Origin of the sequence: Rhodococcus sp. USK13, assembly GCF_018343855.1 — a bacterium.
GTDB lineage: Bacteria > Actinomycetota > Actinomycetes > Mycobacteriales > Mycobacteriaceae > Rhodococcus_F > Rhodococcus_F oxybenzonivorans.
In genome coordinates, this window is the sequence record NZ_CP069242.1 from 4715955 (window position 1) to 4742277 (window position 26323).

The 26323-nt window shown below is 66.1% G+C and carries 25 protein-coding genes, 1 tRNA gene and 1 riboswitch; of the genes, 12 read left to right on the forward strand and 14 right to left on the reverse strand.

Annotated features, from left to right (window positions below; all coding sequences use genetic code 11):
* Nucleotides 1–8: 8 nt before the first annotated feature.
* Nucleotides 9–362: a hypothetical protein gene (locus JQT59_RS24105; RefSeq protein WP_213572294.1), complete on the reverse strand. Its 354-nt coding sequence runs from the start codon at nt 360–362 to the stop codon at nt 9–11.
* Nucleotides 363–544: 182 nt separating this feature from the next.
* On the opposite strand from JQT59_RS24105, the gene JQT59_RS24110 reads away from it, so the two are divergent.
* From JQT59_RS24110 to JQT59_RS24120, 3 genes are read left to right on the forward strand one after another with little or no spacing between them, the layout of a single operon-like run.
* The gene (locus JQT59_RS24110; protein ID WP_213572295.1) at nt 545–1555 is read left to right on the forward strand and encodes a YncE family protein; all 1011 of its coding nucleotides are present in this window, start codon (nt 545–547) and stop codon (nt 1553–1555) included.
* Entirely contained in the window at nt 1556–1795 is a 240-nt protein-coding gene (locus tag JQT59_RS24115; protein WP_109329507.1) for a DUF5703 family protein, read from the forward strand. It begins immediately after the preceding gene.
* A 10-nt stretch (nt 1796–1805) separates the two neighbouring features.
* A complete protein-coding gene (locus JQT59_RS24120) occupies nt 1806–2876 on the forward strand; it encodes a quinone-dependent dihydroorotate dehydrogenase (protein WP_213572296.1) in 1071 nt (356 codons plus the stop codon).
* Between the two features lie 82 nt (nt 2877–2958).
* Here the strand turns inward: JQT59_RS24120 and JQT59_RS24125 are convergent, their stop codons facing one another.
* Nucleotides 2959–3489, reverse strand: coding sequence for a YbhB/YbcL family Raf kinase inhibitor-like protein (locus JQT59_RS24125; protein ID WP_213572297.1), 531 nt, complete (start codon nt 3487–3489; stop codon nt 2959–2961).
* Nucleotides 3490–3522: 33 nt separating this feature from the next.
* Nucleotides 3523–4875 carry a M20/M25/M40 family metallo-hydrolase gene (locus JQT59_RS24130; RefSeq protein WP_213572298.1) on the reverse strand — a complete coding sequence of 451 codons (1353 nt, stop codon included), beginning with the start codon at nt 4873–4875 and terminating at the stop codon, nt 3523–3525.
* 107 nt (nt 4876–4982) lie between these two features.
* On the opposite strand from JQT59_RS24130, the gene JQT59_RS24135 reads away from it, so the two are divergent.
* The 9 genes from JQT59_RS24135 to JQT59_RS24175 all read left to right on the forward strand — a co-directional run bounded on the left by JQT59_RS24135 (nt 4983) and on the right by JQT59_RS24175 (nt 15641).
* Nucleotides 4983–5068 (forward strand) — tRNA-Leu (locus JQT59_RS24135).
* A gap of 72 nt (nt 5069–5140) precedes the next feature.
* Nucleotides 5141–6595: an SDR family NAD(P)-dependent oxidoreductase gene (locus JQT59_RS24140; protein ID WP_213572299.1), complete on the forward strand. Its 1455-nt coding sequence runs from the start codon at nt 5141–5143 to the stop codon at nt 6593–6595.
* A 105-nt stretch (nt 6596–6700) separates the two neighbouring features.
* Nucleotides 6701–7117 carry a universal stress protein gene (locus tag JQT59_RS24145; RefSeq protein ID WP_159921967.1) on the forward strand — a complete coding sequence of 139 codons (417 nt, stop codon included), beginning with the start codon at nt 6701–6703 and terminating at the stop codon, nt 7115–7117.
* Between the two features lie 72 nt (nt 7118–7189).
* Nucleotides 7190–7600, forward strand: coding sequence for a DUF2784 domain-containing protein (locus JQT59_RS24150; protein WP_213572300.1), 411 nt, complete (start codon nt 7190–7192; stop codon nt 7598–7600).
* A gap of 37 nt (nt 7601–7637) precedes the next feature.
* Nucleotides 7638–8882 carry a saccharopine dehydrogenase family protein gene (locus JQT59_RS24155; protein WP_213572301.1) on the forward strand — a complete coding sequence of 415 codons (1245 nt, stop codon included), beginning with the start codon at nt 7638–7640 and terminating at the stop codon, nt 8880–8882.
* A gap of 262 nt (nt 8883–9144) precedes the next feature.
* Complete coding sequence (locus JQT59_RS24160) at nt 9145–10110, forward strand: sulfite exporter TauE/SafE family protein (RefSeq protein ID WP_213572302.1); 966 nt, start codon at nt 9145–9147, stop codon at nt 10108–10110.
* A 112-nt stretch (nt 10111–10222) separates the two neighbouring features.
* Nucleotides 10223–12406, forward strand: coding sequence for a malate synthase G (locus JQT59_RS24165; RefSeq protein ID WP_213572303.1), 2184 nt, complete (start codon nt 10223–10225; stop codon nt 12404–12406).
* A gap of 130 nt (nt 12407–12536) precedes the next feature.
* Nucleotides 12537–14324, forward strand: a complete 1788-nt coding sequence (locus JQT59_RS24170) for a substrate-binding domain-containing protein (protein ID WP_213572304.1) — start codon at nt 12537–12539, stop codon at nt 14322–14324.
* A gap of 159 nt (nt 14325–14483) precedes the next feature.
* The gene (locus JQT59_RS24175; protein WP_213572305.1) at nt 14484–15641 is read left to right on the forward strand and encodes a metallophosphoesterase; all 1158 of its coding nucleotides are present in this window, start codon (nt 14484–14486) and stop codon (nt 15639–15641) included.
* 43 nt (nt 15642–15684) lie between these two features.
* Here JQT59_RS24175 and gcvP read toward each other — a convergent pair whose 3' ends face one another.
* From gcvP to JQT59_RS24230, 11 genes are all read right to left on the reverse strand, one after another.
* Entirely contained in the window at nt 15685–18537 is a 2853-nt protein-coding gene (gcvP, locus tag JQT59_RS24180) for an aminomethyl-transferring glycine dehydrogenase (RefSeq protein ID WP_213572306.1), read from the reverse strand.
* Nucleotides 18538–18710: 173 nt separating this feature from the next.
* A riboswitch (glycine riboswitch) is annotated at nt 18711–18832 on the reverse strand.
* A gap of 112 nt (nt 18833–18944) precedes the next feature.
* Complete coding sequence (locus JQT59_RS24185) at nt 18945–19565, reverse strand: MerR family transcriptional regulator (RefSeq protein ID WP_109329483.1); 621 nt, start codon at nt 19563–19565, stop codon at nt 18945–18947.
* Nucleotides 19566–19835: 270 nt separating this feature from the next.
* Complete coding sequence (locus JQT59_RS24190; protein ID WP_109335061.1) at nt 19836–20309, reverse strand: bifunctional nuclease family protein; 474 nt, start codon at nt 20307–20309, stop codon at nt 19836–19838.
* Nucleotides 20310–20456: 147 nt separating this feature from the next.
* Nucleotides 20457–21197: a transcriptional regulator FtsR gene (gene ftsR / locus JQT59_RS24195; RefSeq protein WP_159921951.1), complete on the reverse strand. Its 741-nt coding sequence runs from the start codon at nt 21195–21197 to the stop codon at nt 20457–20459.
* Nucleotides 21194–21694 (reverse strand): glycogen accumulation regulator GarA, encoded by a 501-nt coding sequence (gene garA, locus JQT59_RS24200; RefSeq protein ID WP_109335060.1) that lies wholly within the window; start codon nt 21692–21694, stop codon nt 21194–21196. Before garA ends, ftsR begins: the two co-directional genes overlap by 4 nt.
* 313 nt (nt 21695–22007) lie before the next feature.
* Complete coding sequence (gcvH, locus tag JQT59_RS24205; RefSeq protein ID WP_159921949.1) at nt 22008–22412, reverse strand: glycine cleavage system protein GcvH; 405 nt, start codon at nt 22410–22412, stop codon at nt 22008–22010.
* A 42-nt stretch (nt 22413–22454) separates the two neighbouring features.
* Nucleotides 22455–23198 carry a DUF881 domain-containing protein gene (locus JQT59_RS24210; protein ID WP_213572307.1) on the reverse strand — a complete coding sequence of 248 codons (744 nt, stop codon included), beginning with the start codon at nt 23196–23198 and terminating at the stop codon, nt 22455–22457.
* Nucleotides 23199–23205: 7 nt separating this feature from the next.
* On the reverse strand, nt 23206–23568 hold the full coding sequence (locus tag JQT59_RS24215; RefSeq protein WP_213572308.1) for a small basic family protein: 363 nt from the start codon (nt 23566–23568) through the stop codon (nt 23206–23208).
* A gap of 64 nt (nt 23569–23632) precedes the next feature.
* Entirely contained in the window at nt 23633–24496 is an 864-nt protein-coding gene (locus tag JQT59_RS24220; RefSeq protein ID WP_213572309.1) for a DUF881 domain-containing protein, read from the reverse strand.
* Nucleotides 24496–25119 carry a CDP-alcohol phosphatidyltransferase family protein gene (locus JQT59_RS24225; protein ID WP_213572310.1) on the reverse strand — a complete coding sequence of 208 codons (624 nt, stop codon included), beginning with the start codon at nt 25117–25119 and terminating at the stop codon, nt 24496–24498. Before JQT59_RS24225 ends, JQT59_RS24220 begins: the two co-directional genes overlap by 1 nt.
* Nucleotides 25120–25264: 145 nt before the next feature.
* Nucleotides 25265–26299 carry an SMP-30/gluconolactonase/LRE family protein gene (locus tag JQT59_RS24230; RefSeq protein ID WP_213572311.1) on the reverse strand — a complete coding sequence of 345 codons (1035 nt, stop codon included), beginning with the start codon at nt 26297–26299 and terminating at the stop codon, nt 25265–25267.
* Nucleotides 26300–26323: the final 24 nt, after the last annotated feature.

Here is a 26323-nt window from a genome sequence, read left to right on the forward strand (position 1 = left end):
TACGGGTGTCAGAGTCCGTCGATGACGGCGCCGAGGCGGCTCAGTACAGCGCGGACCGTTCTGCCGTCGTCCTGTCCGACGACAACCGAATCGGGGGCGGCTACCGCATCCCGCACCACCGCGACGATGGAGCGTTCGTCGGTCAGATCGATCTCGCGAATCGAGCGACGAGCCGTCGCGATGATGTCGTCCGGTGCCGGCACATCCGTCTCGACGTCCGCCCGGTACACCTCGACGAACAGGGTGCTCTTCCGTACCCGGAAGGCATAGGAGTTCCCCTCTGCCGTGCGACCGAAGCCGTGCGCGTGCGGGCCGACCGAGACGTCTTCGACGGTGAACGTCGGTGTTTCGGGTAGTTCCACGGTGTTCTCCTCGATGACCTCGTCCGGTTGTCGGGAACAACCGCACGTGGGGTCGATAGCCCCTACGGTATCGCCTCGCGACGCGCTGGGCACCGACCACTTTGCCCGGTGTTTCGCGAATCAGGGATGCTTGGTGGACAGTTGTGCAGGTACGGACAGAAGAGAAACCCGAGGAGCAGCGCATGGGCAGACCTGGAGCGCGCGTCGTCGCGTCGTGCGTCGGAGCGGCATTTTTGCTGGTCACGGGCTGTTCTTCGAGCAACGACGAGGATCAAGCAGTCACTATCGCGCCGGCCAGTGCAGCTCAGTCACCCGCTCAGGCCACGACGCCTGCCGGTGTCGTCCATCCGATCGGGCAACCTATCGAGTCGGTCACAATCGACCCCGACACGCGTACCGCCGTCGTCCTGGTCGGCGACCGGAGGGAAGTTCTTCTGTTCGCCGGCGGCGACCTCGGCGCCGCACCGCGTTCGATTCGGTTTGACGAGCCCGTGACCCAGGTGTCCCTCGCCCCCGGCGGAACTGCACTGCTCGCCATGAATGGCCAGGTGGGACGGCTGAACCTCCGATCCGCCGAGCTCGACTCCGTCCCTGCGGACGGGGACGTCCGGTCGGTGGCGCAGCTGCCCGACGGACGGCTGGCCGTAGGACTCGGCAATGGCGAAATTCACATCACGGGCAGCGAGGGCGCCGAGACACAAGTGATCGACGGACTGACTTCGGTAGATGCGCTGGCCGTTGTCGGCGAGTCGCTCACCGCACTCGACCGCGGTCAAACTTCCGTCACGGAAGTCGACATTCCGAAATCCTCCCTCGGTGCCGCTCTTCGCGCCGGTGAAGGTGCGACTCAACTCACCACCGATCACTTCGGCCGCATTCTGGTGACCGATACGGCCGGTGACGAGTTGTTGGCGTACACGACGGACACTCTGATGCTGCGCCAGCGGTTTCCGGCGGGAGATGCGCCCTACGGCGTCGCTTACGACGACGAGACCAACCGGGCATGGGTCACGTCGACCGGTACGAACGAGGTGGTCGCGTACGACCTCGCCAGCGGTGTCGGGGTGGAAACCGCACGCTATCCCACGGTCCGCCAGCCCAACTCGATCGCGGTGGACACCGTCAGCGGTGATCTACTCATCGGTTCCGGCACGGGTGACGGGTTGCAGCAGATACCGACGAGGAGCTCATAGATGTCGTCGCATTCACGCCGTCTCCCCTCCGGCTGGGAAATCGAGTCCGAAGACTTCGAGTACGTGCCACTGCGGTTGCCACCGGACGTCACCCGCGTCAGTGCGTCGATGAGACTCGCCATACAGGCGGAGTTCGGTGGCTGGGAGCTCTCGCGCGTGCGGCTGTACTCCGACGGCAGCCGGCGCGTGCTGCTCAAACGACGAAAGACCACCCACCATGTTCCCGACCCGGCTATCTAGGGAGATCCCGTTGTATCACCTGCTCCTGCGGCTGATGTTCCTCGTTCCCCCGGAGCGCATTCATCATCTCGCCTTCACGGCGATGCGCCTGGCTACAGGCGTCACCCCGCTGCGCCAGCTAGTCGGCAAGGTCCTCGTGGTCAATGATCCGGTGCTGAAGAACACCGTGTTCGGACTGGACTTCCCCGCCCCGCTGGGACTGGCCGCCGGCTTCGACAAAGACGCCACCGGTGTGGACGCGTGGGGTCCCCTCGGATTCGGTTTCGCCGAGGTGGGAACCGTGACGGCGCAGGCTCAGCCCGGCAACCCAGCTCCCCGCTTGTTCCGGCTGCCCGCCGACCGCGCCCTGATCAACCGAATGGGGTTCAACAACCACGGCGCAGGCAATGCCGCGAACCATCTCCGGCAGCGACGCGCGAGTGTTCCGATCGGGGCGAACATCGGCAAGACCAAGATTGTCGACGCGGCTGAAGCGCCCGCCGACTACACAGCAAGTGCGCGACTTCTCGGGCCCCTTGCCGATTTCTTGGTAGTCAACGTCAGTTCACCCAACACACCGGGATTACGCGACCTGCAAGCTGTCGAGTCGCTGCGGCCGTTGCTTCGCGCAGTTCAGGAGACCGTCAACGTTCCTGTCCTGGTGAAGATCGCCCCCGACCTGTCGGACGATGACGTCGACGCCGTCGCTGATCTCGCGGTCGAGTTGGGCCTCGCCGGGATCGTCGCCACCAACACCACCATCCGGCGCGACGGCCTGCGGACCCCGAAAGCCGAGGTCACCGCGATCGGGGCGGGTGGGCTGTCGGGCGCACCGGTCGCGGAACGGTCCCTCGAAGTTCTGCGCCGCTTGCACGCGCGGGTCGGCGATCGGCTGGTGCTGATCTCAGTGGGCGGGATCGAGACCACGGAGCAGGCCTGGGAACGCATCCTGGCCGGGGCCTCGCTGGTCCAGGGATATACGGGTTTCATCTACGGCGGACCGTTCTGGGCGCGCCGTATCCACAAGGGGTTGGCGCGCAAGGTCCGCGACGCCGGCTTCGACAGCATCGCGGACGCGGTGGGCGCGGGAGTCGTCCGCTGATACGGGTGCCTCAACGACCGGTGGCCGGCGACTTCCGCGAGAAGTCGCCGGCCACCGGTTTCCGACCTGCTGCTTGTCTGACCTACTGCTCGTAGGTGCCGGTGATTTTCGCCCGGGCGATGGCGTGCGAGAACAGGTTGAATCCGAGAAATGCCGGAGTGGAATCCTCGCTCACGCCGTCGAGGGTGTCGACGTCCAGAGCGTGGACGGCGACGATGTAGCGGTGCGGGCCATGCCCCTCGGGCGGGGCGGCCCCGATGAAGCGGCGCTGTCCGGCGTCGTTCCGCAGCTGGATCGCGCCATTCGGGAGCCCGGTACCGTCGTCGTCACCGGCACCGTTCACCAACGACGTGCAGTCCGCCGGGATGTTCGCCACCACCCAGTGCCAGAAACCTGACGCGGTCGGCGCATCCGGGTCGAACACCGTGACCGCGAAACTCTTCGTCTCGGGCGGAAATCCCGACCACGACAGCTGTGGCGAGTTGTCGAAACCGCCGGCTCCCATGATTCCACTGACCTGATCCTTCTTCAGCGGCTGCCCGTCGGTGACGTCGGCGGAGGTCAGCTCGAAACTCGGCAGGTCGGGAAGTGCTTCGTACGGGTCGTAGGACATGCGGTTCCTCTCTTGTCGCGAATGGGCGATGGATCAGCTGTGGAGCAGAAAGTGCTCCAGCACACGCGTTCCGAACAGTAGTGCGTCGACCGGTACCCGTTCGTCAACGCCGTGGAACAGGGCACTGAAGTCGAGGTCGGGGGGCAGCTGCAGCGGCGCGAAGCCGAAGCATCGGATGCCCAGCTTGGCGAATGCCTTGGCGTCCGTGCCGCCGGACAACATGTACGGCACGGTCCGCGCACCGGGATCGTGCGCGAGGATCGCCTCGTTCATGGCGTCCACCAGGTGACCGTCGAACGTCGTCTCGTAGGAGTCGAGGTTGGTGATCCACTCCCGCTGCACGTCGGGCCCGATCAGCTCGTCGACGGTGGCCTCGAACTCGGCCTGCCGACCGGGCAGGATGCGGCAGTCGACCACGGCCTCCGCGGTCTGCGGGATGACGTTGGCCTTGTAGCCGGCGGACAGCATGGTGGGGTTCGCGGTGTCCCGCAGCGTGGCGCCGATGATATTGGCGATACTGCCCAGTTTCGCCAGGGTGCCGTCGAGGTCGGGCGACGTCGCATCGAAATCGAGGCCCGTTTCCTCGCCTGCAGCGGCGAGGAATTCGGCGACCGAATCGGAAATGACCAGCGGAAAGGTGTGCGCACCCAGGCGGGCGACTGCCTGCGCGAGAATGGTGACGGCATTGTCGGTGTGCAGGAACGAGCCGTGCCCGGCCCTGCCCTTGGCCGTCAGACGCATCCAGCCGAGACCCTTTTCCGCGGTCTCCACCAGATACAGCCGCCGCTCGGTGCCGTCCGGGCGCGGAACGGTGAGTGAGAACCCACCGACCTCGCCGACGGCTTCGGTGACACCTTCGAACAGGTCGGGACGATTCTGTACGAGCCACTGGCAGCCGTATCTGCCACCGGCCTCCTCGTCGGCGACGAACGCGAACACGAGATCCCTCGGCGGAACGATTCCCTCGGCCTTGAACTGGCGGGCCACCGCCAGGATCATGCCGACCATATCTTTCATGTCGACGGCGCCGCGGCCCCACACGTAGCCGTCCTCGACGGCGCCGGCGAACGGGTGGACGCGCCAATCGGCGGGCTCGGCGGGCACGACGTCGAGGTGACCGTGCAACATCAGCGCACCGCGGGTGGGGTCCGACCCCTTCAGCCTTGCGAAGACGTTCCCGCGTCCCGGCGCCCCCGATTCGACGTATTCCGTCTCGTATCCCACTTCCTCGAGCTGAGCGGCGACCCACTCAGCACACTCACGCTCACCCTTGGTCGTGGCGAGTTCCCCGGTGTTGGACGTGTCGAAGCGGATCAGTGAGCTGACGAGCTCGACGACCTCGGCTTCGGCGCGACCCCGGCCTGGCGTTTCCTGTGTAGTCGGCACTTCACTTTCCTACCACCGCGCCACCGGAAACGCTCAGGTGAAAGGGGCGATTTGGGCCGTGGCGCTTCATCAGATAGTCTTTCCCAGCGCCCAGGAAATGGGTGCGAGTCCGAGTGGCGGAATGGCAGACGCGCTAGCTTGAGGTGCTAGTGTCCTATTAACGGACGTGGGGGTTCAAGTCCCCCCTCGGACACTCTGAGTTGAGACAGACGAAAAGGCCCCGGTTCATCGAACCGGGGCCTTCTTCGTGAGAGGGCGAAGTTCGATGGGTGAAACAGCGACGGCAATCGATCCGGCAGATCTGGAGATCTGTTTGCGGGTTCTCGATCAGGCCGCAAGTCTGGACGAATCCGACCCTGATTCGGTCACCGTGCAGCGCGCCGTGGGCCATCTCTTCAAGAAGTTGAAGAAGCGGCGCCGACTCGCCGCCCGGGATGCCGTCGCCGAGGCGGACCGCCGGGTGGTCGCTTCCACGGCGACCGGGTCGCCTGATCGGATAGACGACGAGACCGCCGGCATTCCGCTCACGTCGAACGCCGACGGCGCCACCGCGGGCACGCTGATCCGTCCCCGCCCCTGTTACATCTGCAAACAGCGGTACACGCGGGTCGACGCGTTCTATCACCAACTGTGCCCCGACTGCGCCGGGAAGAGCCGCGCGAAGAGGGACGCACGCACCGACCTCACGGGACGCCGGGCGCTCCTCACCGGTGGTCGCGCCAAGATCGGGATGTACATTGCGCTGCGCTTGCTCCGCGACGGCGCGCACACCACGATCACCACACGGTTCCCCAACGACGCGATCCGACGGTTCAAGGCGATGGAGGACAGCGCCGACTGGATCCACCGTCTGCGGGTGGTGGGTATCGACCTCCGCGATCCCGCGCAAGTGGTCGCTCTCGCCGATTCCGTTGCCGCCCAGGGCCCCCTCGACATTCTCATCAATAATGCCGCCCAGACGGTGCGGCGCTCCCCCGGCGCCTACAGCGCACTGGCGGACGCGGAATCGGGCGCCTTGCCCGCCGGTGTTCTTCCCGACGTCCTGACCTTCGGAAAGACCAGCGACGCGCACCCGGCGGCTTTGGCCGGCTCCCTGTCCGACGTGTCGGCCATGGCCGGTGCAGCGATGGCACCGGAATCCGTCAGCTCCCTCGCACTCGTCGCCAAATCCGCCTCCCCCGATCGCATCGCGCAGGGTCTCGCCATCGACGCCGGGGGTCTCCTGCCCGATCTCGCGCACACGAACAGCTGGGTCCAGACCGTCGAGGAGGTCGACCCGATCGAGCTGCTCGAAGTGCAATTGTGCAATTCGGTAGCGCCGTTCATCCTGGTATCCCGGCTGCGACCCGCGATGGCGGCGGCCGCCGCCCGGCGCAAGTACGTGGTGAACGTCTCGGCGATGGAAGGTCAATTCAGCCGGGCATACAAAGGACCAGGGCATCCGCACACCAATATGGCGAAGGCAGCGCTGAACATGCTGACGCGGACCAGTTCCAAGGAAATGCTCGACGACGGCATCCTCATGACGGCGGTCGACACCGGCTGGATCACCGACGAGCGACCGCACTACACGAAGATGCGGCTGGCCGACGAGGGTTTCCACGCACCCCTGGACCTCGTCGACGGCGCGGCGCGGGTGTACGACCCAATCGTGCAGGGTGAGCAGGGCGTCGACCTGCACGGCTGCTTCCTGAAGGATTACGAACCCTCCCCCTGGTGACCGAGCACCCCATCCGGCGCGCCAGAGAGCATCAACACAGCCGAAGGACACTGGTACACGGGGATAATGGGGTTCGAAACGAATCCTGAACTGGAGGCACCACACATGGCGATCGCCGTTGTCCACCGAGACAGCCCCGAGGGCCGGGCGGCGATCGTCCACGCCGCCCGTGAGGCCGTGCATCGACACGAACAGCTCGTGGTTCTCTCCGTCGTCGACGAGGTTGCGGATGCGGACGCCGAATCGGATCGTTCCGCTCTGTGCGCCGAAGTCCAGGCCACGCTCGAGGGCAACGGTGTCGGCGAGGCCTCGTGGGAGTTGCGCACCGAGGCGGGCGATGGCGACCAGGTCAGTGCGCTGCACACCTTGGTGGACCGTAGTGGTGCCGACCTCCTCGTCGTAGGTACCCGACGCATGTCACCGATCGGCAAGTTCCTTCTCGAACGCTGGCTGCAACGGCTCCTCCTCGAGGTCGACATCCCGGTTCTCGTCGTCAAGGAAGAACTGCACGGTTCCGCCTGAACGTTCTTCCGGCGGCCGGGCCGGCGCCGCGCCTAGGATGACAGAGCGGGTCCCGGAACCAGGAGTACACCGATGGGGAGTGCAGCTTTCTACAGGGTGGTTGCCGACGCGACGGTCGTCGTGCACCTGGCCTTCATCCTGTATGTCGCCGCCGGAGGCTTCCTCGCCTGGCGGCTGCCGCGCACGATCGGCCTCCACGTCGCGGCCGTTGCCTGGGGTTTCACCGGACTGCTCGTAGGTATCGACTGCCCACTCACGCATCTCGAGAGCTGGGCCCGAGTGCAGGCCGGACAGGCTCCACTGCCGTCCTCCGGTTTCATCGACCACTACTTGACCGGAGTTCTGTACCCCGAGTCGGCTGCCGGCGTGATCCAGGTGTCGGTAGCCCTCGGCGTCGTCCTCTCCTGGGCCGGGTACGGCATTCTCCGTCTCCGGGCCCGCAGCACATTCGCGCACACCGCTTCCGGTCACGCCGGTTCGTAGCCCACGGAGCGGCTGGACGAGCTTGTAGTGTCGAGCCATGACAGACAGCGCACGTGAACTGGATCTGGTCGTCTACGGGGCTTCCGGCTTCGTCGGCAAACTTCTCGCCGACTATCTCGCCCGCACAGCGCCCGAAGACGTGCGAATCGGCCTTGCCGGACGCTCACAGGCCAAGCTCGAATCGGTGCGATCGTCGCTCGGCCCCCGCGCGGCACAGTGGCCGATCATCGTCGCGAACTCGGACGATCGGGCGTCGCTCGCCGCCTTGGCCGCCGGCACCAGAGTGGTCGCGACGACGGTGGGTCCCTACGCCAAGTACGGGCACGGCCTCGTCGCGGCATGCGCCGAGGCCGGCACCGACTACGTCGACCTCACGGGTGAGGTGCTGTTCGCCCGTGACAGCATCGACGCCAACCACGACAAAGCCCGGGAGACCGGCGCACGAATCGTGCACTCCTGTGGTTTCGACTCCATTCCGTCCGACATCGGAGTGCATGTACTCCACGAAGCCGTGCAGGCCGACGGGGCCGGCGAACTCACCGACACCACCTTGGTCGTCACCTCGCTCCGAGGCGGCGTGAGTGGAGGGACCATCGACTCCCTTCGGACCCAGGTCGACGTGTCGAAGAAGGATTCGGCGCTGCGCCGGCTCGCGGCGTCGCCCTATTCGCTCAGCCCGGACCGGTCTCAGGAACCCGATCTCGGGAAACAGTCCGATGTCAGCGTGGTCAACGGTAAGGACATCGCCCCCGAACTCGAGGGCTGGAAGGCGCCGTTCGTGATGGCGTCCTACAACACCCGCGTGGTGCGGCGCAGCAACGCCCTCCGGAAATGGGCGTACGGGCGGGAATTCAAGTATCGCGAGGTCATGAGCGTCGGCAAGTCTCCGGTCTCGCCTCTGATCGCCGGTGCCGTCGCCGTCGGTCTGGGCGGCTTGGTACTCGGCCTCAGCGTCCCGCCCACCCGCTACCTCCTCGACCGGGTTCTTCCCGCACCCGGCGAAGGTCCGAGCGAAGATGCGCAACGCAAAGGCCACTTCACGATCGACATCTATACGACCACCACGACGGGTGCCCGGTACACCGCTCGGGTGAAGGCCCAAGGCGATCCGGGGTACCGCGCCACCGCGGTCATGCTGGGTGAATCCGCGCTCGGCCTCGTTCTCGGCGGCGATGCCCTCCCCGCCGCGGCCGGTGTCCTCACTCCGGCGACGGCGCTCGGTGACGTCCTGGTCACCCGCCTCCGCGACGCGGGTCTGGAAATCTCGGCACGCAAGTTGTGACGGGCCGGGCGGGTCGACGTGACAGGCGTCGAACCGCCCCGCTAATCTCGAACGACGTGCGCGGGTAGTCCGCGCCTCCTCTCACGGCATACGGAGTGTCCATGAACGGCTCGAGCGCGATGGCAGGCCCCGCGGCCGTGCTCGCTCTCATGCCGTTCTGGCCGTCGCGCCGGGGTCATGCTTTCGATCAGGGATGTTGCTGACCGGCCTTCGGGCCGGTCTTTCGCTGCCCTGACGTTCGCTTCCCCCGCTCGGAGTCCCGATGTTCAAGCTCTTGATCTTCACGCTGGTCGGCGTGGGTGCCCAACTGGTAGACGGAGCGCTCGGGATGGCTTTCGGTGTGACGGCCACGACCCTGCTCGTCGTCAGTGGGGTCGGGCCGGCGCAGGCGAGCGCTGCCGTCCATTTCGCGGAAGTCGGCACGACCCTCGCTTCGGGTGCAGCGCATTGGCGATTCCGCAACATCGACTGGTCGCTCGTCCTGCGACTCGGCGTGCCCGGCGCTATCGGGTCCTTTTTCGGCGCCGTCGTCCTGTCCCGCTTGTCGACCGCAGCGGCGCTTCCGGTGACAGCCACCATTCTGCTGGCCATCGGAATCTATGTGCTGCTCCGGTTCTCGATCCGGCCGCCGGCAGTCGACGGCGCCCGAACGTCCCCTCATACGGCCGCTTTTCTTTCGCCGCTGGGTTTGTTCGGTGGATTCATCGACGCGAGTGGTGGCGGTGGCTGGGGTCCGATCACGTCGAGCACCCTGCTCTCCCGCGGCAAAACTGCACCGCGGACCGTCATCGGGTCTGTCAGCGCCTCGGAGTTCCTGGTGTCCGGTGCGGCCAGTGTCGGCTTCATCTTCGGCCTCGGTAGCGCCTTCTTCGACAACCTGCTGATCATCGCCGGATTGGCACTGGGCGGAGTCCTCGCTGCACCCCTGGCGGCGTGGCTGGTGAGTCGAGTCCCGGCGACTCTGCTCGGGACCGGTGTCGGGGGGATCATCGTGATCACCAACGCACAGAAGCTCTTTTCGACGTTCGACGTGAGCGGAGCGCTGTCGGCATTCGGCTATGTCGTGCTCGTCGGGTTGTGGGCGGGACTGCTGGTGGTCGCATGGCGCCGCTCGCGCCTCAGCGCAGCGGAGGCCGCGGGCGACTTGCAGCGTTTCGGCACCGGCCACGAGTTGTCCGCACTGCCGGAAACCCCGGTCTTCGAGCCTTCCACCGGCGGGAAGGTCTGAACGCATCCGGCAGGCCGGACGTCGTCGGCCCCACGCCTTTACTCCCAGGTAACATTGGTCGCGATTCATGGCACCCGTCCGGTGCTCCGATAGCGGAAGAGTGAGGCTATTCATGACTGAGCGTGTTCAGGTCGGCGGTCTTCAGGTCGCCAAGGTTCTCTACGACTTCGTCGGGAATGAAGCTCTTCCCGGAACCGGAGTCGATGTCGACGCCTTCTGGGCCGGCGCAGACAAGGTTGTTCACGACCTCGCCCCGAAGAACCGGGACCTCCTCGCGAAGCGTGACGAACTGCAGTCCCGCATCGACGGGTGGCACCGTGACCGCGCCGGCAAGCCCATCGACGCGGCGGAGTACAAGGAATTCCTCGAGGAGATCGGCTACCTGGTTCCCGCTCCGGAACCGTTCGAGGTCTCGACCGCGAACGTCGACACCGAGATCACGTCGACGGCCGGCCCGCAGCTGGTCGTGCCCATTCTGAACGCACGGTTCGCCCTCAACGCCTCGAACGCGCGGTGGGGATCGCTGTACGACGCCCTCTACGGCACCAACGCCATCTCCGAGGAAGGCGGCGCGGAGAAGGGCAGCGGGTACAACAAGGTCCGTGGCGACAAGGTGATTGCGTGGGCTCGCCAGTTCCTCGACACCGCGGCACCCCTGTCGTCCGGGTCGCACGCCGACTCCACCCGGTACTTCGTCGACGGCGCGGAGTTGAAGGTCGAACTCGACGGCGGGAACGTCGCGACTCTCGCGCAGCCGGAGAAGTTCGTCGGCTACCTCGGTGAGAAGGACTCCCCCACGAGCGTTCTGCTCCGCAACAACGGATTGCACGCCGAGATCCAGATCGACGCCGAGTCCCCGATCGGCAAGACCGACGCCGCCGGTGTCAAGGACGTCGTCCTCGAGTCCGCGGTCACCACGATCATGGACTTCGAAGACTCGGTTGCCGCGGTCGACGCGGACGACAAGGTGATCGGTTACCGGAACTGGCTCGGCCTCAACCGCGGCGACCTGGTCGAGGAGATCGCCAAGGGCGGAAAGTCCTTCACGCGCAAGCTGAATGCCGACCGCACCTACACCGCACCCGACGGCAGCGAACTCTCGCTGCACGGACGGTCGCTGCTGTTCGTGCGCAACGTCGGTCACTTGATGACCAACCCGGCAGTGCTCGACTCGGACGGCAACGAAGTGCCCGAGGGCATCCTCGACGCCCTCGTCACCAGCCTCTGCGCGGTCCACGGACTGTCCATCAGCGAGGCCAACGGCCCCCTCGACAACAGCCGGACCGGTTCCATCTACATCGTCAAGCCCAAGCAGCACGGTCCCGAGGAAGTCGCTTTCACCACCGAACTCTTCAGCCGTGTCGAGGAAGTCCTCGGGCTGCCCGCCAACACCCTCAAGGTGGGGATCATGGACGAGGAGCGCCGCACCACGGTCAACCTGGCCGCCTGCATCAAGGAGGCGTCGGAGCGGGTGGTGTTCATCAACACCGGATTCCTCGACCGCACCGGCGACGAAATTCACACCTCGATGGAGGCCGGACCGATGGTCCGCAAGGCCGAGATGAAGAAGCAGAAGTGGATCGCTGCCTACGAGGACTGGAACGTCGACACCGGTCTGGCCGCCGGACTGCAGGGTAAGGCCCAGATCGGCAAGGGCATGTGGGCGATGACCGAGTTGATGGCCGAGATGCTCGAGCAGAAGATCGGTCACCCACAGGCCGGCGCGAACACCGCATGGGTTCCGTCCCCCACCGGCGCTACCCTGCACGCCACCCATTACCACCAGGTCGACGTCTTCGCTGTTCAGGACGAACTGAAGGGCAAGCCCCGGGCCACCCTCGACGACATCCTGACCATTCCTCTCGCCCCGAGCACCGACTGGTCCGAGGCAGAGAAGAAGGAGGAACTGGACAACAACTGCCAGTCCATCCTCGGTTACGTCGTCCGCTGGATCACCGCCGGCGTCGGCTGCTCGAAAGTGCCCGACATCCACGACGTCGCCTTGATGGAGGACCGTGCCACGCTGCGGATCTCCAGCCAGCTCCTCGCGAACTGGCTGCGCCACGACATCGTCACCGAGGACGACGTGGTCGCCAGCCTCGAGCGGATGGCACCGGTTGTCGACCGCCAGAACGAGGCCGATGTGACGTACCGCCCGATGGCGCCGAACTTCGATGACAGCATCGCATTCCAGGCGGCGAAGGAACTGATCCTCGAAGGCGGCAAGCAGCCCAGCGGTTACACGGAACCGATCCTGCATCGCCGTCGTCGCGAGTACAAGGCCGCCAACGCCTGAGTACTGCGCACGGTCAGCGGCCCTCGTCATCATCTGGTGACGGGGGCCGCTTTTCCGGCTTCCGCTCCACGCTTCACTACACTGCGGGAGTCGACTTCGATCGACTCGACCGACAGGAGCAGGTAACCACGTGGGAAATCATCGCGGCGGAAAGGGCGCCAGGGGTATCAGTAAGGGACCCCTGATCGCGCTCGGCCTCGTCGTGGTGATCATCGTTGGGGTGTTCGGCTGGTTCCAGCTGGCTGACCGAATCGAAGATCAGGGTGCCGCAGCGGCCGGTGCGTGTGTCGAGGGTGGCAGTGTGCTCACTGTCGCAGCCGACCCGGACGTCGCGGCAGATATCCGGACTCTCGCGGACCGCTTCACCGCCACCTCCCCCGTCATCCGTGATCACTGCATCTCCGTCACCGTCACGTCGGTCGACTCCAGCGAGGTGCGCGATGCCCTGATCACAGGCCCGGACGGCGCGTGGGACGACAAGCTTCTCGGCCCGCGTCCTGCATTGTGGATTCCGTCCAGTTCACAATGGGTCCGTCAGGTGCCGCCCGCCATCGTCAACGGCGAGGCTCGCCCCCTTGCCGCGAGCCCCGTGGTGCTCGCCGTCCGAGCCGAGTTCGAGAACGCCCTGACCACCGCTGCCGTCGAGTGGAAAGATCTGCCGTCGCTGCAGACAGGGCGAGGGTCATTGGCGACCCTCGGGCTCTCCGAGTGGGGAAGCCTGGGATTGGCGCTACCCGTCGGATCCGGCTCCGGCAGTACAGAATTGGCGGTCGAAGCCGTCGCCGCCTCCGTTGCCGGCGATTCTGCCGGCCCAATCACCGCCGAGCAGGCCGGATCGGCCCAGGTCACCTCCGCGCTCACCGGGCTGGCGCTCGGGTATCAAGCACTGCCCGGCGCGAAGCCGGCAACGACGCGCGAGGCCCTCACCCTCCTCGCCGACGCGGACGACCCGTCCATGGAGGGCATTCACGCGGTACCGGTCACCGAACAGCAGGTCTACCGGGCGCTGCGCGAGGCCCCTGGCTCCGGGGTCACCACTTTCATGCCGAAGGGCGCGACCCCGGTAGCGGATCATCCGGCGGCCATCTTGTCGGGGCCCGCTGTCGACGAGACGCAGAGCCGGGCCGCTGCCCAGTTCACGGAGTTTCTTCGCGAGCCGGAGCAGGGTCAGGTGCTCGCTGATGCGGGCTTCAGGGTGGAGGGACTTGGCAGGCCGGATGACACAGCCTTGACGTTCCCCGGCTTCCCCACCACGCTGTTGCCCGCGGATTCCGCGGCCGCCGAAGCGATGATGGGGGTCATCCGCAATCCCGTGACCGAACGGACGTCGACAATTCTGCTCGACGTGTCGAGTTCGATGGGTGCCGGCGAGGGAGCCACCTCACGCTTGACGAATACGACTGCTGCTCTGGCGGCCCACGTCAGCCGCTCGCCGGACGCCTCGAGCCTGGGGTTGTGGGAATACAGCACCAACCTCGACGGAACCCGCCCGTACACGACGGTGGTTGCCACCGGCCCGCTCTCGGCCGGTGGTTTCATCGAGGGAAGCCGCAGGCAAGCCCTGGGTGCCCGGCTGGCGAAGGCCGTCCCGGCCGCCGGCACGGCCACCTACGCCTCGCTCGAGGCGGCGTACAAGAGCGCGGTTGCCGGATACACCCCGGGACGCACGAACTCGGTGCTACTCCTGACCGACGGTGCCAACGACGACGGTTCGCTCACCCGCGCCGATCTCCTGGCGTCCCTCGCAGCCGCGGGCGATCCATCGAAGCCTGTTCGCATCGACGTCGTGACCATCGGGCAGAACCCTGATCTCAATACCCTTCAGGCCGTCGCCGATCGCACCGGCGGATCGCTCGAAAAGGTCCCCTCCTCGGACGGTCCCGCTTTGGCCACTGCCCTCGGCAAGTTGTTGTCTTGACCCTTCCCGCACCGGAACATCACCTCGCAAGGACACCGCTGACGTCGTCGACGGGTGCGGCGGCACCGTGACAGAAAGCACCGCCATGTATCCGGAGATTCGACTCCCTCACCCGCTCGTACCCGTGTCACAGCGGGCCGCTTCCCCCGCGGACGTCCGATGACGCGGGTCGTTGTTTTCGGCGTCGTCCTCGCCCTGCTCACCTGGTGGCTTCACCGGCGGCTCGTGCGGGCCACGGGCCTGACCCGGCCATGGTCCGTCGTCGTCGATGTCGTCCTCGTCGTCCTGTGGGTTCTTGCCGTGATCGGCGCCGGCAGCGGTGAGGTATTCGACACCGGATGGGCGCGACCTCCCGGCTTCGTGGGATGGGTGTGGCTCGGAGCACTGCTGTATCTGGTGCTGGGCCTGCTCCTGGTTGCGATCGGTTCGCTGGTCGTTCGCGTTGTCGCGCGGTTGCGCCACAGGAGCGAGAGTGCCGAGCAGGTCGACCTGTCCCGGCGCCGCACCCTGCGCCTCGCGACGTCGGTTGTCGCGGTCGGCGCCGTCGTGGCCGCCGGATACGGGGTCGCCGAGGCCGCCCGCCCGAGGGTGGTACGCGTCCGTGTCCCGCTACGGCGCCTTCCTCCCGAATTCGAGGGTGTGCGCGTCGCCCTCGTGTCCGATCTCCACGTAGGTCCGGCACGAGGGGTGGGCTTCACTCGGGAGGTCGTGGATGTGATCAACGCTCAGGAACCCGACCTGGTGGCGATTGTGGGAGACCTGGTGGACGGAACGGTGTCCAAGGTCGCGCCCGACCTCGAACCCCTCGCGGATCTTCGCGCACCGATGGGGATTTTCGGTGTCAGCGGAAACCACGAGTTCTACGCCGACGACGGCGGCCGCTGGCTGGATGTCTGGGACCGTCTGGGCATCGCCACCCTCCGGAACCAACGTGTGGCTCTCCGCCGCGGCGACGCAACGATCGACATCGCGGGCATTCACGATTACTCGTCGCCGACGCCCTACGAGCCCGACCTGTCTGCAGCCCTCGCGGGACGTGACCCGTCGACGTTCGTGATGTTGCTCGCCCACGAACCGCGGCAGGCGCTGGAGGCCTCGGATCTGGGCGTGGACCTGCAGCTGTCGGGGCATACGCACGGCGGGCAGATGTGGCCGCTCCGCTATCTCGTGCCGCTGCAGCAACCTTCGGTGACGGGTCTGGATCGGATCGGGAAGACGGTTCTCTACACCACGCGCGGAGTCGGCGCCTGGGGCCCGCCCGTACGCGTCGCCGCACCGCCGGAGATCACGATCCTCGAACTGGCGCGCGCCGACTGACCCGATCCGGGCCCGCCCCGGGTGAGCAGGGCGGGCCCAGCCGTCAGGCCCCTTCGAATGCCGAGATCGGCGGGCAGGAGCATACGAGATTGCGGTCACCGTGCGCTCCGTCGATGCGACGCACGGCAGGCCACACCTTCGGCCGAGCCTTGCCGCGGGGGAAGACAGCGACCTCTCGCGTGTACGGGTGGTTCCACTCGGCAACGAGGCAGCCCGCCGTGTGCGGGGCTCCGCGCAGCGGATTGTCGTCGACCGGCCACTCGCCTGCCCCTACCCGGTCGATTTCGGCACGGATCGCGATCATCGCCTCACAGAAGGCGTCGATCTCCTCGAGGTTCTCACTCTCGGTGGGCTCGACCATCAGCGTCCCGGCTACCGGGAAGCTCATCGTCGGGGCGTGGAAACCGTAGTCAGCGAGACGCTTTGCCACATCGTCCACAGTGACACCGGTGTCCTTGGTGAGCGGACGCAGGTCGAGAATGCATTCGTGGGCCACCATTCCACCCTCGCCCGTGTAGAGGACGGGAAAGTACTCGTCGAGGCGGCGTGCGATGTAGTTGGCCGAGGCGATGGCCGTCAGGCTGGCCCGGCGCAGTCCGACCGCGCCCATCATCCGAATGTAGGCCCAGGTGATGGGCAGGATGGAGGCGCTTCCATAGGGTGCCGCAGAAATCGGTCCGGCAGTGCCAAGCTCCGGCGCCAGCGGGTGCCCGGGCAGGAACGGCGTCAGGTGGGAGCGCACGCCGATGGGTCCGACACCGGGGCCACCGCCGCCGTGCGGGATGCAGAACGTCTTGTGCAGGTTCAGGTGACTGACGTCGCCGCCGAACCGACCGGGTCGGGCCAGCCCGACGAGGGCGTTGAGGTTGGCGCCGTCCACGTAGACCTGGCCTCCGGCGTCGTGGACGGCAGCGCAGATGTCGGCGATCTCGTGCTCGTACACGCCGTGGGTGGATGGGTAGGTGATCATGATCGCGGCGAGGCGCTCGGCATGGTCCGCGATTTTCGCTCGCAGGTCGTCGAGGTCGACGTCACCGTTGGGTCGGCAGGCCACCACTTCCACGCGCATACCGGCCATGACGGCGGACGCCGCGTTGGTGCCGTGGGCGCTCGAGGGAATCAGGCAGGTGTCGCGGTGGTCGTCGCCGCGGCTCAGGTGATAGTTGCGGATCGCCAGGAGTCCCGCGTACTCGCCCTGACTGCCGGCATTCGGCTGCAGGCTGACCGCGTCGTAACCGGTCACGTCCACGAGCCAGTTCTCGAGGTCCTCGATGATGCGGAGAATCCCCGGCGCGTCGCCGGAGGGTGCGAACGGGTGCAGTCGCGCGAACGCCGGCCAGGTGATTGCTTCCATCTCGGCGGTCGCGTTGAGCTTCATGGTGCACGAGCCCAACGGGATCATGCTGCGGTCGAGTGCGATGTCCTTGTCCGATAACGCTCGCAGATACCGCAGCATCCCGGTTTCGGTGCGATACCGCGTGAAGGCCTCATGCTGGAGATAGTCGGAGCCGCGGCGCTGAGGGTGGGGCACCGCGGTGCCCGGTTCGACGCCGACCGCACCGGTACCGCCGAATGCCGCGAGAACGCTCTCGAGGTGTGCTGGGGTCGTCGCTTCGTCACAGGCGATGCCGACGTGATCGGCATCGACGAAGCGGAGGTTGATTCCCGACTCCTTGGCTTTCGCCACGACTGCCGACGCCTGCCCCTCGACGCGAACGAGGACGGTGTCGAAGAAGTGCTCGTGCACCACGGTCACCCCGGCCTTGCGGAGGGCGGCGGCGAGCGAGTGCGCAGCATTCGCGACGCGCTCCGCGATCGCCTTCAGGCCTTCCGCACCGTGATAGCTCGCGTACATGGCCGCGAGAACGGCAAGCAGCACCTGGGCGGTGCAGATGTTCGACGTGGCCTTTTCCCGGCGAATGTGCTGTTCACGGGTCTGCAAAGCCAGTCGATACGCCTTGTCTCCATCGGCGTCCACGGACACGCCGACGAGGCGGCCGGGTAGCTGGCGAGCATGCTTGGTGTGCACGGCAAGGTACCCGGCGTGCGGGCCGCCGAACCCCATGGGGACACCGAACCGCTGAGTGGTGCCGAAGCAGGCGTCCGCGCCGATGTCGCCGGGCGGCGTGATCAGGGTGAGGGCCAGGAGGTCGGCGCCGAGCGCGACGAGGGCGCCGCGCTCGTGAGCCTCGGCGATGACGTCGGTGTAGTCGACGACGCGGCCGGACGCTCCCGGCAGTTGAGCGAGGACACCGAAGAAGTCACCGTCGGGCAGCCCGGCAGACAAATCAGCGACGACGATGTCGATACCGAGAGGCTCGGCCCGGGTCTCGACCACGGCGAGGGTCTGCGGGTACAGATCGGCATCCACCACGAACCGCGGCGACTTGGACTTGTTCGCGCGCCGCAGGAGTGTCATGGCCTCAGCGGCTGCGGTCGCCTCGTCGAGCATTGACGAATTCGCGACCTCCATACCGGTGAGATCGGCCACCATCGTCTGAAAGTTCAGAAGAGCCTCGAGACGCCCTTGGCTGATCTCCGGCTGGTACGGGGTGTAGGCGGTGTACCACGCAGGATTCTCGATGATGTTCCGGAGCAGGACCGGAGGCGTCAGGGTGTCGTAGTACCCGAGTCCGATCATCGTGGTCGCCACGGTGTTCTGGGCGGCGAGTGCAGAAAGCTCGGCGAGAGCCTCGTGCTCGGACACCGGGGCAGGCAGAGCGTCGAGCCCGTCGGCCACACCATTCGTGACGCCGTCGAGAATGGCGGCTGGGACCGCCTTCGACGCCAGGTCGTCCAGCGATCCGGCACCCACGACGTCGAGGATGTGCGCGAGTTCCGCCGCGTTCGGGCCGACATGGCGGTCGGCGAATGTACGGCTTCCAGCGTCGATCACGACAACTCCCAAGCAGTTCGGAGGACCAGGACCCGCCCCGCGCAGCGGTGCGTCCCTCCCCCTCTGTCGCCTGCTCTTTTCGAGCGCCTGAGAGATTCGGTACCGGCGTCCAGGTGTGGACGGGCCCTTTCCCCGTGGGCGGGTGGGTGCTCCCACCGCTTTCCAGAGACGTCGGAGCCCGCACGGTCCTGTGTGCCTGAGAGATTGACGGGGAGGTGCTGCTCCTTCGGCGCCCGAGTCCTCCACACACGATTTTCTGTGCATGCAGTGCCCGGAACTCTCCCGCACGGCGTCGACGCACCGTCAGTCTATGTCACACCCGCGACCAGTTCACGCACGCCCATGTCATGCATTTCTGCGGCGGAACACGACCGGGCGCCACCGGCGCTTGTCTGCCCGACGGGAACTTAGCCCGTCTTACGGCTTGCGCGAGTCTTCCGCCGGGACGCGAGTTCGTCTTCGGGACTCTGCTCGAGTGCGCCACCATCGGCACGCTCCGCCGGGAAGTCCGCGATGGTGCCGGTCAGCTCACGCATGGCACCGCTCACAGCGATACCGAACACGCCCTGGCCACCCTGCAGTAAATCGACAACCTCTTCGGCGGACGTGCACTCGTAGACGGTGGTGCCGTCGGAGAAGAGTGTGATCTTGGCCAAGTCGCGCACCCCACGCTTACGCAGATGGTCGACGGCCACACGAATGTTCTGCAAGGATATTCCGGTATCGAGCAGGCGCTTGACGATCTTGAGAACGAGGATGTCTTTGAACGAGTACAGGCGCTGGCTCCCCGAGCCGGCCGCCCCACGGATGGACGGCACCACCAGTGACGTCCGCGCCCAGTAGTCGAGCTGCCGGTAGGTGATTCCGGCGATCTGGCAGGCGATGGGGACGCGGTATCCGACGAGGTCGTCAGGCACGGAATCGTCGGGGAAGAGGCCCGGCTGGATCTCTTCGGAGCTGAACTCTGGCTCGGCAACGTTGTCGCCGGGCGCAAGATTCAGCGGATTCTCCTGCGGCCGATCTCCCACTGACTACTCCCTCTCGCATGTTGCACTGAACCCGACGATCAGTGCGCCTGTGACACGCGTCGCCAGTAGCCGCGGCGCATGGACCACAGCACTCGGGCGGCGTAGTCGCCACCAGTGACACCGAGCACATCCATACCCTGAACCTACTCAGCGTACGCCCGATCGAATCTGCAAGGCAGAAAATCACTGCACCGAACGCTATGACTCCGAGCAGTCAGGGTCAACGCAACGCGCCGGAAGAACCTCAACCGTTACTGGGCAACAGGAGCCCTAGCCGTCGGTGGCCTTGAAGTCGTCCGGCGAGACGGATTCGAGGAACTCTTTGAACTTCTCGACCTCGTCTTCACGCTCGTCCGGCATGACGAGTCCCGCCTCCGACAGAACCGACTCTTCGGCGAAAATGGGGACTCCGATACGCAACGCGATGGCGATCGAGTCGGAAGGCCGAGCTGAGACACGCGTGTTCTGATCGAACACGAGATCGGCGTAGAACGTGCCTTCGCGGAGTTCGACGATGCGCACTTCTTTGAGGGTGCGGCCAAGGGCCTCGATCAAATTCTTGATCAGATCATGTGTGAGAGGCCGCGCAGGCTCGACACCCTGTTGTTCGAGTGCAATTGCGGTGGCCTCGGTCTGCCCGATCCAAATAGGGAGGTAACGGTCGCCGTCAGTTTCGCGCAGCAGCAGAACAGGCTGGCTCTGAGGCTGCTCGACACGAACTCCGATCACGTGCATTTCGCTCATCGCGTCTGCCTCCACCCTGCAATGGTCCGTACGCGGCACACCGTGCCTACCAGGATTCTATTCGATTCGTGTCCGCTGTCGACCGTACAGCCGTTCGAGCGCAGCGTCGTTGAGAAGTTCCCCGTCAGAGGCGTGCCTGGCAACAACTCACCGGTCCAGGGCACCGCGCACAGCAGACTTCACCAGACACGTATGCAGAGTCAGCGACAACGCCGCCAGTTCCCGCACCATTTCCTCGGCGCGGTCGCGGGCACCCGCGTCACGTCCCTTGGCCACCGGCCCGGCTATCTGGGCCACCAGCCCCGCCTCACGGTCGGCGGCGAGCTTGAATGCCCGCAGGTGCCGCACCTCGAGGCCGAACTCGGACATCGCCCGCGCTGTGCGTGCAAGCGTCACGGCATCCTCGTCGAAGAAGCCGGCCGGGCCGGGCACGACGAGACCTCCTCGGGTGAGCTCCACGAGGAATTTCTCGTCGATGCCTGCCCGGGAAATCAGGTCGTCGCGGCTGATCCGGACTTCCCGATCGGTGAGAAACTCCTCGGGTGACACCTCACCCGGAGCGACGGTGAGCGCCCGCGGCCGGCGCGGCGACGAGTCGCCTGCACCGACCGTGGCCACACCTCTGTCGATGGCCTCGAGCTGCTCTTTGATGACCTTCAGCGGCAGATACTGGTCTCGCTGCGCAGTGAGGACGTAGCGCAGACGTTCGCAGTCGGCGATCGAGAAGCGCCGATAACCCGACGGAGTCCGCTGGGGGCTGATGAGACCCTCGGCTTCGAGGAATCGGATCTTCGAGATCGTCACATCAGGGAAATCGGGCCGCAGTCGATCCAGCACCGAGCCGATCGACATTCCCGATTGCGCCTGCTGCTGCCGCACCGCGGTCATTGGCTACCCGCACCAGCTGACGTCTCACCGATCTGCGAACCACCCGCGGTGGTACGCGGACCCGTCAGGAACACCAGTCGGAACTTCCCGATCTGGACCTCGTCACCGTTGGCCAGCACTGCCGAGTCGACCGGTTCCCGGTTGACGTACGTGCCGTTGAGGCTTCCCACGTCGACGACCTGAAATTCGTCGTCCTCCTGGCGGAACTCCGCATGACGACGGCTGACCGTCACGTCGTCGAGGAAGATGTCGCTGTCGGGATGGCGCCCCGCAGAGGTCGTCGGCTGGTCGAGCAGGAAACGTGAACCCGCGTTGGGTCCACGCTTGACGACGAGCAGAGCGGAACCTGCTGGCAGTCCCTCCACACCCGACACCGGAGCCTCCGGCGCCTGGGTTGCCGAGGAGGTGTCGAGCTCGTTGAGGAAGTCCGCGCGGAAGACCGACGTCGTTTCCGCCGGGGACTCCCCATAAACCGCGTCATTGCCGTTCTCGCTCACCGTTTCTCCTCCTAGTTCGATCATCCAGCAAGATTCGCTGGACTACGCAATGCCACTCGGTTCTACATAATTCGATATTTGTGCACATTATCTTCCGTGCACTGCCACAACCACAGTCAAACTACGGACCTGCGCCCCGACACGGCACATGCGTTCACCTCGACCGTACCCTGCGCGCGCCGGTGCGTGTAGTAAGACAGGCCGCCAGCACATTACGAACCGGTAATACGCCGCCGGAACGACCCGTCGTGACCGAGACGCGGGCCGCCGGGTTCCCGAGGCGGCGGAACACCGCTTCCTCAGCCCGCCGAGATCAGCCTGCGGTGATGTCCGCATAGGCTGCCGCATCCAACATCTCCGCGAGGGCGGCGTCGAGCGTCGCCTCGTCGTCGACCCCGAGATCGACGAGCCAGCCCTGCGCGTACGGCGCCGAGTTCACGAGTTCCGGGTTACCGTCCAGATCAGCATTTGCGGCAACGACTTTCGCCGTGAGGGGCGCGAAGATGTCGGACACACTCTTGGTGGATTCCACTTCGCCGAGCGATTCGCCCGCAGTCACCTCCTCGTCGACAGCGGGCAGCTGGACGAACACCACGTCACCGAGCTGGGACTGCGCGAAATCGGTGATGCCGATCCGTACCGTCGTGGCTCCGGTCCGCTCGACCCACTCGTGTTCGGCTGTGTACCGACGATCGGCGGGAATTTCGAGCTCACTCACAGTGGCGTCCTTTCGATGGCAATCCGCGGGCGGATGCGAAGATCAATTTCCGGGCTGAGCGTATTGGCGAGGTTTCGACTCCCGCAAGGCGGAGATCGTGACCTGCTGTGATTGTTCGATCTCGAGCTGTCCACCGCTGCGCGCGACGGTGTCGACCACCCCGCCGGGAATGTTGAGAGCGGCCGCGAGGGTGGGCGGATCCCCGATCGCGACAACGCTGTACGGCGCGGTCACGCGCTGACCGTCCACCGACAGATCGCCTGCAGACCCCGACACCCAGGAGTCGACGCCGATCCGGATGGGAGCACCCTGCGCGCCTTGCAGTGAGATGGCCTCGGCACCCGCCGCCCGCAACTCCTGCACGAGGTCGAGGAGCACTTCGGAGCCCACCCCTCTCCCCGGGTCGGTGATGCTCATCGTCACCCCAGGCCCCGTGGCCGGTGCGCTCCCCACTTGGATCGACAACGCGGTCAGGCGTGCACGTGCCTCATCGAGGGCGGCACCCGAGCTACCACTTCGCCGTAAAGTGTCCAACGTCTGCTCGAGGGAAGCGATCTCCTGCCGCAGGGCAGCCTCCCGCTGGTTCAGCGTATCGAGCACGACCAGGAGGTCCGCCGGGCTCGCGGAGTCGAGCGTGTCACCGGAGCCGGTGTTCTTCACCTGAGTCACAATCGCGATTCCCAGGCCACCGAGAAGAAGTGCGGCCAGCACGGCGAAGACGACATGAGATCGGCGCGAAGCCGATTCGTCCTGGTGGAGTTCGTGTCTGCCCTCGTGACCGCTCATTGCCCGATCACGCCCCGAAGAGGCGACGGCGGAGAGCCGCCGCGTTGCCGAAGATCCGGATACCGAGGACCACGACGATCGCGGTCGACAACTGGGTGCCCACTCCCAGTTGATCCCCCAGCCACACGATCAGCGCGGCCACCAGAACGTTGAACACGAACGAGACGACGAACACCTTCGAATCGAAGATCTCGTCCAGGTAGGCACGCAGTCCGCCGAACACGGCGTCGAGCGCCGCCACCACGGCGATCGGCAGGTAGGGCTGCACGGCATCGGGCACCTGAGGGCTGAACACCACTCCGAGCAAGATGCCCACCACCAGCGCGAGGACGCCGTACACCGCCGATCCACCCTTGAGCACTGCCTTCATCCGAGCACTGCCTTCATCCGAGCACTGCCTTCATCCGAGCGCCGCCTCCATGTCACTAGCCCTCTCATCGAGTTCCTGCCACCTGCGCCGAGCGCACCTCGCGGGCCGGGGCCGCAGGAAGGTCGAGCTCGTCTGCTTCGGCCACCGAGAAGCCGATGCCGTACAGCTGAGCGATACTCGACATCCGCAGATACGCATCGCTCACCACGAAACCCGTCTGCATCGGCCTCTGCGGTCCGATCGCAGACACCACGTATGGCGAGAACACGGGCTGATTGTCGACGAGCATCGCGCCGCCCGCCTGCCGGATCGTCACGGTAGGGCCGATCCGTACGTCACCGACCGCCACGGCCTCGGCTCCGCTGGCCCACAACGAGTTGACGACTGATTGGAGGTCGCGGTCGAGCACGACAGCCTTTCCGCCCACCGAGCGCTGCGACGAGTCGGACAGGTTGGGCCGAGCCGCGGGATCGGTCAGTGTCACGGTGAGTCCTGGACCGCGGACGGCCTCGACCGCGGCGTCACCCTCGAGGGCGCGCAGCTCCGCGAGGACGGCGGATCCGCGGGCATCACCCGCCAAGGCTGCGGCGCGGGCGTCGTCCGTGCGCACGGACAAGCCGTCGCGGGTGTCCTCGAGACTCCCGACACGGGCTTCGGCGTCGTGTACCTTGCCGAGCAGTTCTGCCCGGACCTGTTCGGTACCCGGCAGGCGTTCGGTGGCCTGGCGGTACGCCACCGCGAGCACCAGGCCGATCAGCAGCGCACCGAGCGAAATCCATACCCGGTTTCCCCACCGGGTCTGCCGCGCATGGCCGTGTTCGCGATCCTCGGCGGCGCCCTCGTAGCCGGGGTCCAGGTGATCGTTCATCAGGGACCGGAGAAGGGACGGCACCGGATTTCGGCGGACGCCTGCGTCGATCCGTTTCATCAGCGGACCTCACGGTCGTCGCCACCCGGCGCTCGCACGGGAACGGTACGTGCCACGACGAGCGCGTTGGTGATGTACAGCAGACCGGTCCAGAGGTACAACGCTGTGCCCCAGATGAGGAGAGCGGCACCCGCAGGCTGCGCTAGCGGGGCGAGGTCCCAGTCGACCTGCGCGGCGAGGATCATCGGCAGCGCGAACATGAGCAGGAAGGTTGCACCCTTACCCAGATACATCACTTCGGGTGGGGGCAGTCCGCGGCGCCGGTAGATGAGCAGGGTCAGCGCCAGAACGGCGTCACGCCCGATGAGGATGGCGGCCACCCACCAGGGAATGAACCCGCGCACCACGAAAGTCACCAAGGTGGTCACGACGTAGAGGCGGTCGACGAAGGGGTCGAGGAGCGCACCCAGCTTCGAGGACTGGTTCAGTACCCGCGCCAGCTTGCCATCGAGCCAGTCGGTGAATCCACTGATCATGAGGATGGCCAGCGCCCACCCGTCGGCGTGGGTGACGAGCAAGAGATAGACGAACAGCGGCACGCCGATCAAGCGGATGACACTGAGGACGTTGGGCACGGTCACGATGCGGTCCGACCGCACGATGTCCCGGTCCACCGAATCCACCACAGTCTCCCCAGCCCTCGATTGCGCAGTGTCGCGCGCTGCTACTCGCAACGCTCTCGCCACTCTTCCACAACGGGTCCGGGCTTCAGGCGACCGTGGGCCACCTCAGCCACGTGTCACTCGTCGATGTGCGAACCGAGTCCGATCATCGCGGCGCTGGGACGCGGGCAACACAGTCCGCGGTCAGACTTCCCAGATACAGCCACCCCTCATGCTCCCGGACACCGGTGACGGGTGAGTAGCTTCCTTTACCACCGCGCAGACTGTGCACGATCGTGCCGTTCGAGTCGAGGGCGATCACCCAGCCGGCACGCTGCGGCGCGGGCTGCACCGCTTCGGGCAGATTTGCTGCCACAATCCGTAACGTCGGATACGGCGCGAGCATGTCGAGCACCCTCATGCGCGGACTGTAGAGCGCCACCCAGAACAAACCGGCCGACGTGTGCGACGTCATGTTGTCGGGAATGCCGGGGAGGTTCTCCGCCCATACCGACACGCTCCCCCGAGACGGGCCAGTGAGGTCGACGCGAGAAATTCGATAGGCCCCGGTCTCGGCGACCAGGACGAAGGATTCATCTGCCGCCAATCCGACGCCGTTGGCGAACTGCAAACCCTCTGCGAGGAGATCGGTCTCCCCCGTCTTCGGGTCCAACCGGAGCAGTCGGCCGGTCCCCCGGTGCTCGAGAAGATCGTACCGATGATCATCGATGGTGAAGCGGGCCGACGAGTCGGTGAAGTACACGATCCCGTCACGGCCGACGGCAGAGTTGTTACACGCCAGGATCGGTCGCCCCACAGCGGATTCGGCCAGCACCTCGACGCGCCCCCTGTCATCTACCCGCAGGACCCCCCGCGCGGCATCACACACGAGAAATCGGCCGTCGTCCAGCACCTCGATCCCGAGTGGGCGCCCGCCGGTGTCGGCGATCAGGATAGCCTTCCCGTGGATATCGAACCGCCAGATCCGACCGTCGTTGCCCCCGGTGATCACCCGTCCCTCGGCATCGACGGCAACGTCTTCCGGACCTTCACCGGACGGCAGCTGCCATCGCTCGGCATTCTCGAGCAATCGGTTGGGCGCGAGAAGACCTGTGGGAGTGGGCGGTGCGGGAGCATGCCAGACGACAGGGTCGACGCCTGTGCGGTCGAACTTGCGAGCCACGGACTCGAAGATGGTCACAGGGTGTGACCCTAGTCGCGGCGA